Genomic DNA, 10,929 nt, shown 5'->3' on the forward strand with positions numbered 1-10,929 from the left:
TGTAGGCTTCCTTGCTGCGATTGGACATATCTGGTGATTCTTGTTCAGAAGGCAAAGATAGCTCTTCTGCTAAATTTGAATACTTTTTAATCCAACTATTTAGCAAGGCAGGGCAACAAATGCCATGTGCCCGGCAAAAGGCATGCTTACTCATACCTGATTGGTAGTAAGAGTGAAGAAAAAACAGTTTTTCATCTTCACGATAAAGCTTTCGTTTTGAAGTCATAATAGTAACACATTTATTAGTTTGTAAATGTGTCTACCTATATCAAGATAAGACAGCTAAACATATTTACCGGATATTGAAGTCAAGTACTTTCCCTTCCCCAAGATAGCCCTGCAAGTGCTGTCCGATGCTGATGGGACCTACTCCCACAGGGGTACCCGTGAACAGCAAGTCACCGATTTTCAAGGTCATGAAGCGACTGACATAGGCAATGATATCATCTACCCGGAACAACATATCCGATGTATGGCCACGTTGCACCTCCTTATCATCAATCGTCAGATGGAAGTCCAGATTCTGTACATTGCCGCCCACTTGTTCCAAAGGGACAAAGGTGCCGATAGCTGCCGAATTGTCGAAACCTTTGCAAAGCTCCCACGGATTACCCGCCTCACGGAACTTACGTTGCAAGTCGCGTGCCGTGAAGTCGATGCCCACCGTCACCGCATCATAATAGCGATGGGCAAAGCGAGGAGCAATATTCTTGCCCAAACGGCAGATGCGCACCACCACTTCCGTCTCATAATGTACCTCGTTGGAAAAATCGGGGATAAAGAAAGGCTTGCCATCTTTCAGAATGGCCGAATCGGGTTTCAAGAAAATAACCGGTTCCTTATTCTCGTGTGTATGTCCCAGCTCTTTGTTGTGCAGAGCATAGTTCATTCCTACAGCAATAATCTTCATTACTTGATTTCGTTAAAGTTCAGTCTGTTAAACATCACGGCCAGATGGGCATAAAGGGAAGTGTTCTGCACGACAATGTTCTCGGGAACACGGATACGGAACGGGGTGAAGTTCCATACGGCCTTGATACCGCCCTCTACCATGGAATCCGTTATCTGCTGGGCTATTTCGATAGGTACCGTCAGCACGCCTATATTGACATCGTACTCCTGCATCTTCTGCTTGAACTCGTCCGAGTGATAGATGGGGATGCCGCTCAGTGTCGTACCCACCAGTTCGGGCTTCACATCGAAAGCAGCCACTATCTCCAAACCGAAATGGCTTAGGCCCGAGTCGCGCAGCAAGGCACCTCCCAAGCTTCCGACACCGAACAGAAAGGCTTTGTGTATATTGGTAAATCCCAGGAAGTCCTCCAGTACAGCTATCAGTGTGTCCACCTCATAGCCCACACGCGTACGCCCCGAGATATTGACATACGAAAGGTCTTTGGCAATTTGTGAAGCATCAATATTGATTTCCTTGGAAATCTGGGTGGATGATACGAATCGTTCCCCCTTTTGTTTCAGCAACTTTACATTAGAAAGGTACCACGGAAGCCGGCGCAAGGTAGGTTCCGGCACCTTCATGGTTTCTTTTTTCTGTAACGGACTGCTCATAGTTTCTTATTTAAGTTCTCAATATTGCGATTGACAAAAGTAGTGCTTTTTTTCTAATCAGTAACACGGATGCAACAAAAGCTTAACATAATTTCTAATTGCATAATTCCACATAATATCGTACTTTTGGGAAGTTTAAAAGAAAGAAGTATGAAGAATAATGATTGGAAAGAACGGTTGAATATAGTCTATTCCACCAACCCGGACTACAACTATGAGATGAATGACGATGAGGAGCAAGCTACCCTCCCCCCTGCACAACAACGCCTGCGTGTACAGCTGGACCGCAAGAACCGGGGTGGCAAAGTCGTCACTCTTGTCACCGGTTTCGTGGGCACCGACAATAATCTGAAAGAACTGGGCAAATTGCTGAAAAGTAAATGTGGAGTAGGCGGAAGTGCCAAAGATGGAGAAATCATCGTGCAAGGCGACTTCAAACAACGTGTCATCGACCTCCTGAAGGCAGAAGGATACACGCAAACCAAGCCCGTGGGATAAACGCATCATCCGTCTCACTGCAACTGTAGAGGCATAAAAAAGTGACCGTTTAGGAATTCAACTCCATATACGGCCACTTCTTTTTATAGAATCGTTTCTAAGCGGAATTATTCAGCGCGCAAAGTAAAACGTTTGAAGTCAACAACCTTCAATTCAGGATCAGCCTCTTTCAAGACTTCTCTAACTGTCTTCTTGCCGTCCATGATGTCTTCCTGGTTTAGCAAGCAAACTTCTTTCAAGAACTTGCCAAGACGGCCCTTAGCAATATTCTGAATCATTTGTTCAGGCAGATGTGCAGCTTTCTCGGCAGAAACAGTAGCAATGATTTCCTTTGCCTTTGCCACGTCTTCAGCAGTAATCCAGCCTTTGGCCATGTTGCTTTCCATGTGGTCTTCGCTGTCCACGTGAGCCGGGTTGATACCAGCCTTCTTCAAAGCAGCCTCAACAGCCTTCTGTACCTGTTCAGCTTTTGTCTTCTCGATAGCAACATCTATTTCCTTCTGCTTGATTTCTTCAGATACGCCATCTTCGTCTACTGCAATCGGGTTCATGGCAGCAATCTGCATGGCAATCTGCTTAGCCAGTCCTTCTTCAACAGCCTTGTTGAAAGCAACAATAGTGCAGAGGCCATTTCTGTTCATGTGGTTATAAACCACAGTGCTTGCACCTTCTACAGTCATGTAACCATCCAACTCCATCTTCTCGCCAGTGATACCGCTACGGTCTGTTACAGCATCCTGTACAGTACCGTTGCCCATCGGCAGAGCTTTTACTTCGTCCAGAGTCTTGCACTTGTTAGCCACGGCAAGGTCCAGAATGTCCTGAGTCAATTTCACGAAATCAGCATTCTGAGCCACGAAGTCAGTTTCGCACTTCAGAGCGATGATAACGGCAAAGTCACCCGTAGTCTTAGCCAGCACACAGCCTTCAGAAGCCTCGCGATCTGAACGCTTAGCTGCAACAGCTTGTCCCTTCTTACGGATAATTTCCATTGCCTTGTCGAAATCGCCTTCAGCTTCAGTCAAAGCATTTTTGCAATCCATCATACCAGCACCGGTCATCTTGCGGAGCTTGGTTATATCAGCCATACTTACAGCCATAATATCTTTTTATTTTAATTGTTAATAATATCCTTATAAAGTAATTGAGAGTTGAGAATAGAGAATTGAGAATTGCCGTAAAGTAACTCTCAACTTTCAATTCTCAACTCTCAACAGTATGATTAAGCCTCTTCTTCCTTCATGAAAGCAGCAGCCTTAGCGGCATTGATTGCTTCCTCGTCGGACTTGTCGAGTCTTGCTTTTGTAGCTTTCTTCTTACCTTTGTTGGCAGGAGCTTCACCGGCAGCTTCCATGTCTACCTTTTCGGCCTTACGTTCTTCCAGACCTTCCTGCATAGCAGCGCAGCAAGCATCAAGAATAACTTCTACTGACTTAGTAGCGTCATCATTTGCCGGGATTACGAAATCGATATTCGTAGGATCGGAGTTTGTATCAACGATACCGAATACGGGAATCCCCAGACGGTTAGCTTCACGAACTGCGATGTTTTCCTTCATTACGTCGATAACGAACAGAGCAGACGGCAGACGAGTCAGGTCAGCGATAGAGCCCAAAGTCTTGTCCAACTTTGCACGTTGACGTGAAATCTGAAGAATTTCTCTCTTGGAGAGGTTTGAATAGGTACCGTCGCTTGTCAACTTGTCGATGGTAGCCATCTTCTTGACAGCCTTACGGATAGTCGGGAAGTTAGTCAACATACCACCCGGCCAACGCTCGATTACATAAGGCATATTTACAGATGCAGCCTTATCGGCAACCACCTGCTTAGCTTGTTTTTTAGTAGCAACAAACAGGACTTTCTTTCCTGATTTAGCGATTTGCTTCAAAGCTTCAGCAGCTTCGTCAATTTTAGCAACCGTCTTGTTGAGGTCAATGATGTGAATACCATTGCGCTCCATGAAGATGTAAGGAGCCATTGCAGGGTTCCACTTTCTTTTCAAGTGACCGAAGTGGCAACCGGCTTCTAATAATGTATCAAAATTTGTTCTAGACATTTTCTTTTAAATTAATCGTTTACTTTCTTTTTTGTTTCTTCTAAACCAACCGCCGGGTAGTCTGAATCTGAAGAGTCCCGGTAGTTTAGATACTAAACGCTTTTTCAGTTGAGAGTTGAGAGGTGAAAGTCGAGAATTAAGCAACTTGTCCGCCCCAACCGTTCTCCAACTCTTAACGTTTACTGAACTGGAATCTACGACGTGCTTTCGGTTGTCCCGGTTTCTTACGTTCAACAGAACGAGGATCACGAGTCATGAAACCTTCAGAACGGAGAGCAGCCTTGTCCTCAGCATTGATTTTCACCAGTGCGCGGGCAATTGCCAAACGCAAAGCCTGAGACTGGCCGGTGAAACCGCCACCGCAGAGATTAACTTTGATGTCGTACTTTTCAGCAACACCCAGCTTATTCAACGGCTGTTTAACTACATACTGAAGAATGCTTGATGGAAAGTACTCTGCGAGGTCTCTCTTATTAATAGTAATCTTTCCAGTACCTTCGCTTACGAAAATACGTGCAATTGCACTTTTACGTCTGCCTAATGCATTTACTACTTCCATTATCTCTTATTTAAGTACGTTAATATCAATCATTTTCGGGTTCTGAGCATCGTGTTTGTGCTCGCTGCCGGCATATACATACATATTGCCCAGCAATTTTGCGCCCAACTTGTTCTTAGGCAACATACCCTTTACTACTTTTCTCAGTAACTTGTCATCACCGTTCGGTTTTGCCTGCAAACGGGCAGGAGTGATTTCTCTCTGGCCGCCAGGATAACCTGTATATGACAGATATACCTTGTCATTCCACTTGTTACCGGTTAATTTTACTTTGTCGGCGTTGATAATGATTACATTATCGCCACAATCTACGTGAGGGGTAAAGTTAGGTTTATACTTTCCTCTCAACAGTTTCGCAACTTTTGCGCCCAGACGACCCAATACCTGGTCTGTAGCGTCAACAATGACCCATTCTTTAGTCACTGTAGCTTTGTTTGCAGAAATGGTCTTGTAACTTAAAGTATCCACTCTTAATTGTTTTTTAAAATGTTACTACTAAAATGTTTTTCTTCACCGCAAGCCAGTCATCCCGGACAATGGAAGATTAACTCGCTATGAATTAAATGCTTATCCTTTTGAGATAATAATCGGCTTGCAAAGGTACGGTTTTTCTTAGAACTGGCAAAAGTTTTCCACTTTTTTTTAGAGAGCCACTTGGCTGATATACAACAGACAAAGTTATCCTGCGGAGAAACGAAAGAATCTCCGCTAGAACAACTCTTTATGATGCGGCCTTCATCGGCCAATGCCATCATAGAAGACCTTCAAAGCTGCATTGAGAAAGAAACGGGAAAGAGAAAGAAATATCAACGGACAAGGTCCTCGGGGAATTTCGCGGGCATGCCCACCCGCTTCCATGTTTCATGGAACCATGTATTCAGTTCATTCCCATTCAAGTCCTTAGCTATAAAATACTTCAGGTACATTACCCCGTCGTCCCCTATTTCAAACTCCAATATATTGTCTTTGTGGTCCAACATGGGCAGATGGATGTTTTTCTCAATACTTTCCTTATAGGAATTATCCGTCAGCTGCTGATAAGTCCCATACCCCGTGATGATGGCATCCTTGCCAGGAATCATTGTAAAGTTGACAATGCGGCCGTCATCACTCAGCACTTTAAAGGTATTACTCGGTTTCAATATCCCGGGAACATCCGGGATTTCGGACACATAATGACATAACTGCCAAATTCCTGCCAGTTCCGCAGGCCTAAACTCTGCGCTCTCCTGCGCATTGGCTCCCGCTACCGCAAGCAGCACCGCTGCCAGCATGGTAAAGAAATAGTTCCGTTTCATATTCGTATGATGTTGGTTAACGTTATGTCGTTCCGCTAGACACAAATATAAAGATTTATTTTGAGATTATAACATTTTTGGGTATAAAAAAACCGCACAAACAACAGAATGTTTGTGCGGATGATTTTATCCAGTTTGTATATTCCGAAACTTAGAACTCGGCGTTGCGCGGCGTACGCGGAAACGGTATGACATCACGGATATTCGTCATGCCCGTAACGAACAGCAGCAAGCGCTCAAAGCCCAAACCGAACCCGGAGTGGGGACATGTACCGAACTTACGGGTATCGAGATACCACCACATATCCTTCATCGGGATGTGAAGTTCGTCAATGCGCGTCATCAGCTTGTTGTAATCCGATTCACGTTCGGAACCGCCAATGATTTCTCCAATCTTCGGGAAGAGTACATCCATGGCACGCACGGTCTTGCCGTCTTCGTTCTGCTTCATATAGAACGCTTTGATTTCCTTCGGATAGTCAGTCAGGATAACCGGACGCTTGAAGTGGTCTTCCACCAGATAGCGCTCATGTTCGGAAGCCAAGTCAACTCCCCAGTACACCGGGAATTCAAACTTATGCCCTTTGGCAACAGCCTCTTCCAATATCTTGATACCTTCCGTATAAGGCAGGCGCACGAAGCTTTCTTTCAAGACACCTTGCAGACGTTCAATCAAGCCCTTATCAAACATGTCATTGAGGAACTTCACATCGTCGGCACAGTTGTCCAAAGCCCACTGTACACAATATTTGATGAAATCTTCCGCCAGGTCCATATTGTCCGTAATATCATTGAACGCCACTTCCGGCTCAATCATCCAGAACTCTGCCAAGTGGCGGGGAGTATTGGAATTCTCGGCACGGAACGTAGGACCGAATGTATAGATGGCTCCCAATGCAGTAGCGGCAAGTTCGCCTTCCAACTGTCCGGAAACAGTCAGGCTGGCCTGCTTTCCGAAAAAGTCATCATCGTAAATAATGGAACCGTTCTCATCTTTCTTTAAGTCGTAAAGGTTCTTCGTAGTCACCTGGAACATCTGGCCTGCGCCTTCACAGTCGGAAGCCGTGATAATCGGAGTATGAAAATAGAAGAATCCTCTGTCATGGAAGAACTTGTGAATGGCAATCGCCATATTATGACGAATACGGAACACAGCCCCGAACGTATTGGTACGGGGACGCAGATGGGCTATCTCACGGAGGAACTCCATGGAATGACCTTTCTTCTGCAACGGATACGTGTTATCGCAAGTTCCCAGCACTTCGATTTCGCGGGCCTGCACTTCGGCCTTCTGACCGGAACCGACAGATTCCGTCAGCACACCGTTTACGCTCAAACAAGCACCGGTAGTAATCTCTTTCAGCATCTCCTCATCGAAGTTACCCAAGTCTACTACAATCTGCACATTATTTATTGTAGAACCGTCATTCAGCGCGATAAAGTTTACTTGCTTACTACCTCTGCGGGTACGAACCCAGCCCTTCACGTTGACCATAGCGCCAAAATCTTCACGCTTCAGCAGGTCAACAATCTTTGTTCTACTAATCTTTTCCATAAAACAGTTATTATACCTTATTATATATTACTCAAAAGAACCCATGCGCAGGAAGTTCACCTCTTGTTCCGTGAGGTAACGCCATTCGCCGCGGCGCAGGCCTTTCTTGGTTAAACCGGCAAAATACACACGGTCCAGTTTCATCACCTTGTATCCCAGCGATTCGAAGATACGACGCACGATACGATTCTTGCCGGAGTGGATTTCAATACCGACATCATCTTTCTTGAAGTCATCCGTATAGCTGATGGCATCTGCATGGATTTCCCCGTCATCCAGTTGAATACCGGCTGCAATCTGCTCCATATCGGCTTTTGTCAGGTTCTTGTCCAAATGCACATGATATATCTTCTTCTTCAGATACTTGGGATGCGTCAGCTTGGAAGCCAGGTCACCATCGTTTGTCAGCAGCAATACACCTGTAGTATTGCGGTCCAGACGACCTACCGGATAAATACGTTCGTCGCATGCGCCCTTCACCAAATCCATCACCGTGCGACGTGCTTGGGGGTCATCCGAAGTAGTCACAGTATCCTTCGGCTTGTTCAGCAGTACGTAAATCTTACGTTCTATGCTGACCGTCTGGTCGTGGAACTTCACTTCATCACCGCGCTTAATCTTGGTTCCCAATTCCGTCACTACCTCTCCGTTTACAGAAACGACTCCGGCAGTGATGAATTCATCAGCCTCGCGACGGGAGCAAACACCGGCATTGGCCAGGAATTTGTTCAAGCGGATAGGCTCGTTCGGGTCCACAAACTGCTCCTTATATTCTATTTGTTTCTTCTTGCTGTACTTAGCATTGGGGTCATAATCGGCCGAACGACGGACTGGACGGCTATAGCTGTCTCTGTTGCCGTATCCGCCAGGTCTTCCACCACCCGAATTGAAGCGTGGACGATAAGGGCGGTCACCACCCTCATTATTGTAGCGAGGACGCTGCGGACGGTCGCCATCTTCGCTGTTATAGCGCGGACGATAAGGACGGTCCGTATTATAAGAACGGTCGCTGTTATAGGAGCGGTCGCTGTTATAAGGACGTTGCGGACGGTCACCATCTTCATTGCTATAGCGCGGGCGCTGCGGACGGTCACTATTATAAGGGCGTTGCGGACGGTCGCCACCTTCGCTGTTATAGCGCGGACGGTAAGGACGGTCACCCGAATTGTTTCCATAAGGGCGTTGCGGACGGTCGCCGCCTTCGCTGTTATAGCGCGGACGATAGGGACGGTCGCCATTATCGTTATTGTAACGAGGACGCTGCGGACGGTCACCATTGTCCGCACCAGGATTAAAGCGCGGGCGATAAGGGCGGTCACTGTTATAAGGACGCTGCGGGCGGTCCCCGTTTTCACTGTTAAATCTGGGGCGATAAGGACGGTCGCCATTATCACGGTTGTAAGACGGACGGCTGTAGCCACCTTCCTTGTTAAATTGGTTACCATCGCGGCCGGCACCTGAGTTCTCCTCTGCGGAAGAAGCATCACGCCAAGTTTCGTTTTCTGTACTCATTGTTTTTTATTCGAATAAAATTAAACCTTGGCCTCACGGCCATTCATTGTCTCTATTATACCTTGAATTTTATATGTTTCTATAACAATTGCCGGAGTAAAAAGTTGAAATTCCTCCGGTACACTTCTGTGGTTGCTTAAATTCCCGTATAAGTATGGGGGGTAATCACCCGCAATTCTTTCTTTATCTCTTCACTTACATTCAGTCCCTCTATAAATTCCTTGATAGACGCTTCCGTAATGGCCTGATTGGTACGGGTCAACGCTTTCAACGCTTCATAAGGATGCGGATAGGCCTCGCGGCGCAGAATGGTCTGGATAGCCTCGGCCACCACGCTCCAGCAATTGTCCAGGTCACGGTAGATGGCCGGTTCGTTCAACAGCAACTTACGCAACCCCTTCAAAGAACTTTGTATGGCAATAATGATATGCCCGAACGGCATACCCACATTGCGGAGCACGGTAGAGTCCGTCAAGTCACGCTGCAAACGGGAAACCGGCAGTTTTACCGCCAAGTGCTCAAGAATAGCATTCGCCATGCCCAGGTTTCCTTCCGCATTTTCAAAGTCAATCGGGTTCACCTTGTGCGGCATCGCGCTGGAGCCCACCTCACCGGCTTTAATCTTCTGCTTGAAATATTCCATAGAGATATATTGCCAGAAGTCACGGTTCATATCAATCATCACCGTATTGATGCGCTTCATGGCATCAAAGATGGCAGACAGATTATCGTAATTGGATATCTGGGTAGTATACTCCTCGCGTTCCAAGCCAAGCTTTTCGGAAACGAACTTATTGCCGAATGCCTTCCAGTCATATTCCGGATAAGCCACATGATGGGCATTGTAATTACCCGTAGCGCCACCGAACTTTGCTGTCACCGGACAAGCCTTCAGCGTTGCCAACTGGCGTTCCAGACGGTAGACAAACACCATTACCTCCTTGCCCAAACGGGTAGGCGAAGCCGGTTGTCCGTGTGTCTTGGCAAGCATGGGGATAGCGGCCCACTCTTCCGCATAAGCACGGAGCTGCGCTATCAGTTCCTCTATTTGAGGATAGTACACCTGCTCCAGCGCCTCCTTTACAGACAAAGGAACAGACGTATTGTTGATATCTTGTGAAGTCAGGCCAAAATGGATGAACTCCTTATAGTCGTCCATACCACCCAACTTGTCAAACTCTTCTTTTAAGAAATACTCCACAGCCTTCACATCATGGTTCGTCACGCTCTCAATATCCTTGATGCGTTGCGCGTCGGCTTCGGAGAAGTTACGGTAAATGTTTCTCAAGGTTTCGAAAACGCCCTTATCCACCCCTTTCAGTTGCGGCAAAGGCAGCTCACACAGCGTGATAAAGTATTCTATTTCAACTTGTACACGGTATTTAATCAGTGCAAATTCTGAAAAATAGGCAGCCAAAACATCCGTTTTGCCTCTGTATCGACCGTCTATCGGAGAGATTGCGGTAAGTAAATCAAGTTTCATACGTCGTATTTATGATGATAATTATCGGACTGCAAAATTACTGCTTTTTTCTGAGTAACAAGACATAAAGGATAAAGATTTTAAGAAAAGGAAGTTAACGGATAAAAAAAATGGCCTTACAATCACTTGCAAGACCACCTTCGAATGAAAATTTCCAGTGGGCGTTGACGGATTCGAACCGCCGACCCTCTGCTTGTAAGGCAGATGCTCTGAACCAGCTGAGCTAAACGCCCTTTTGATGAACGAAAGTGCTTGGATTTTGTGTGGGCGTTGACGGATTCGAACCGCCGACCCTCTGCTTGTAAGGCAGATGCTCTGAACCAGCTGAGCTAAACGCCCGTACACTTCCGTTTCAAAAGCGATGCAAAGGTACAGCTTATTTTGACATTACCAAAACTTTTG

Annotated in this window: 12 protein-coding genes and 2 tRNA genes; 1 reads left to right on the forward strand and 13 read right to left on the reverse strand. The window is 46.2% G+C overall.

The window, feature by feature from the left end:
- The 3 genes from DWX62_RS18175 to DWX62_RS18185 form a co-directional block, all read right to left on the reverse strand.
- On the reverse strand, nt 1–226 hold a 226-nt coding region (locus tag DWX62_RS18175; protein ID WP_133303677.1), incomplete at its 3' end, for a transposase.
- Between the two features lie 66 nt (nt 227–292).
- Nucleotides 293–910: a fumarylacetoacetate hydrolase family protein gene (locus DWX62_RS18180; RefSeq protein ID WP_005829609.1), complete on the reverse strand. Its 618-nt coding sequence runs from the start codon at nt 908–910 to the stop codon at nt 293–295.
- Nucleotides 910–1,566, reverse strand: a complete 657-nt coding sequence (locus DWX62_RS18185) for a redox-sensing transcriptional repressor Rex (protein WP_005829607.1) — start codon at nt 1,564–1,566, stop codon at nt 910–912. Before DWX62_RS18185 ends, DWX62_RS18180 begins: the two co-directional genes overlap by 1 nt.
- Before the next feature lie 150 nt (nt 1,567–1,716).
- Between DWX62_RS18185 and DWX62_RS18190 the strand changes: the two genes are divergently transcribed.
- Complete coding sequence (locus DWX62_RS18190) at nt 1,717–2,064, forward strand: translation initiation factor (RefSeq protein ID WP_005833443.1); 348 nt, start codon at nt 1,717–1,719, stop codon at nt 2,062–2,064.
- 107 nt (nt 2,065–2,171) lie between these two features.
- Here the strand turns inward: DWX62_RS18190 and tsf are convergent, their stop codons facing one another.
- From tsf to DWX62_RS18240, 10 genes are all read right to left on the reverse strand, one after another.
- The gene (tsf, locus tag DWX62_RS18195; RefSeq protein WP_005829605.1) at nt 2,172–3,164 is read right to left on the reverse strand and encodes a translation elongation factor Ts; all 993 of its coding nucleotides are present in this window, start codon (nt 3,162–3,164) and stop codon (nt 2,172–2,174) included.
- 122 nt (nt 3,165–3,286) lie between these two features.
- Complete coding sequence (gene rpsB / locus DWX62_RS18200; RefSeq protein WP_005829604.1) at nt 3,287–4,120, reverse strand: 30S ribosomal protein S2; 834 nt, start codon at nt 4,118–4,120, stop codon at nt 3,287–3,289.
- A gap of 172 nt (nt 4,121–4,292) precedes the next feature.
- A complete protein-coding gene (rpsI, locus tag DWX62_RS18205; protein WP_005829603.1) occupies nt 4,293–4,679 on the reverse strand; it encodes a 30S ribosomal protein S9 in 387 nt (128 codons plus the stop codon).
- A gap of 6 nt (nt 4,680–4,685) precedes the next feature.
- A complete protein-coding gene (gene rplM / locus DWX62_RS18210; protein ID WP_005829602.1) occupies nt 4,686–5,147 on the reverse strand; it encodes a 50S ribosomal protein L13 in 462 nt (153 codons plus the stop codon).
- 338 nt (nt 5,148–5,485) lie between these two features.
- Nucleotides 5,486–5,977 (reverse strand): DUF4488 domain-containing protein, encoded by a 492-nt coding sequence (locus tag DWX62_RS18215; RefSeq protein WP_005829599.1) that lies wholly within the window; start codon nt 5,975–5,977, stop codon nt 5,486–5,488.
- A gap of 151 nt (nt 5,978–6,128) precedes the next feature.
- The gene (gene asnS, locus DWX62_RS18220) at nt 6,129–7,532 is read right to left on the reverse strand and encodes an asparagine--tRNA ligase (protein WP_005829597.1); all 1,404 of its coding nucleotides are present in this window, start codon (nt 7,530–7,532) and stop codon (nt 6,129–6,131) included.
- Nucleotides 7,533–7,559: 27 nt separating this feature from the next.
- Nucleotides 7,560–9,044, reverse strand: a complete 1,485-nt coding sequence (locus DWX62_RS18225; RefSeq protein ID WP_120173061.1) for a pseudouridine synthase — start codon at nt 9,042–9,044, stop codon at nt 7,560–7,562.
- Nucleotides 9,045–9,180: 136 nt separating this feature from the next.
- Complete coding sequence (purB, locus tag DWX62_RS18230) at nt 9,181–10,527, reverse strand: adenylosuccinate lyase (protein WP_005829591.1); 1,347 nt, start codon at nt 10,525–10,527, stop codon at nt 9,181–9,183.
- 158 nt (nt 10,528–10,685) lie between these two features.
- Nucleotides 10,686–10,760: transfer RNA gene (locus DWX62_RS18235), tRNA-Val, on the reverse strand.
- 31 nt (nt 10,761–10,791) lie between these two features.
- Nucleotides 10,792–10,866: transfer RNA gene (locus DWX62_RS18240), tRNA-Val, on the reverse strand.
- Between the last annotated feature and the right edge of the window lie 63 nt (nt 10,867–10,929).

Origin of the sequence: Bacteroides sp. AF20-13LB (assembly GCF_003603065.1) — a bacterium.
Classification (GTDB): domain Bacteria; phylum Bacteroidota; class Bacteroidia; order Bacteroidales; family Bacteroidaceae; genus Bacteroides; species Bacteroides uniformis.

Bases quoted from the DNA above. Each gene is read 5' to 3' on its own strand.
- DWX62_RS18180 (WP_005829609.1), bottom strand. From the start codon at position 910: ATGAAGATTATTGCTGTAGGAATGAACTATGCTCTGCACAACAAAGAG.
- DWX62_RS18185 (WP_005829607.1), bottom strand. From the start codon at position 1,566: ATGAGCAGTCCGTTACAGAAAAAAGAAACCATGAAGGTGCCGGAACCT.
- DWX62_RS18190 (WP_005833443.1), top strand. From the start codon at position 1,717: ATGAAGAATAATGATTGGAAAGAACGGTTGAATATAGTCTATTCCACC.
- tsf (WP_005829605.1), bottom strand. From the start codon at position 3,164: ATGGCTGTAAGTATGGCTGATATAACCAAGCTCCGCAAGATGACCGGT.
- rpsB (WP_005829604.1), bottom strand. From the start codon at position 4,120: ATGTCTAGAACAAATTTTGATACATTATTAGAAGCCGGTTGCCACTTC.
- rpsI (WP_005829603.1), bottom strand. From the start codon at position 4,679: ATGGAAGTAGTAAATGCATTAGGCAGACGTAAAAGTGCAATTGCACGT.
- DWX62_RS18215 (WP_005829599.1), bottom strand. From the start codon at position 5,977: ATGAAACGGAACTATTTCTTTACCATGCTGGCAGCGGTGCTGCTTGCG.
- asnS (WP_005829597.1), bottom strand. From the start codon at position 7,532: ATGGAAAAGATTAGTAGAACAAAGATTGTTGACCTGCTGAAGCGTGAA.
- DWX62_RS18225 (WP_120173061.1), bottom strand. From the start codon at position 9,044: ATGAGTACAGAAAACGAAACTTGGCGTGATGCTTCTTCCGCAGAGGAG.
- purB (WP_005829591.1), bottom strand. From the start codon at position 10,527: ATGAAACTTGATTTACTTACCGCAATCTCTCCGATAGACGGTCGATAC.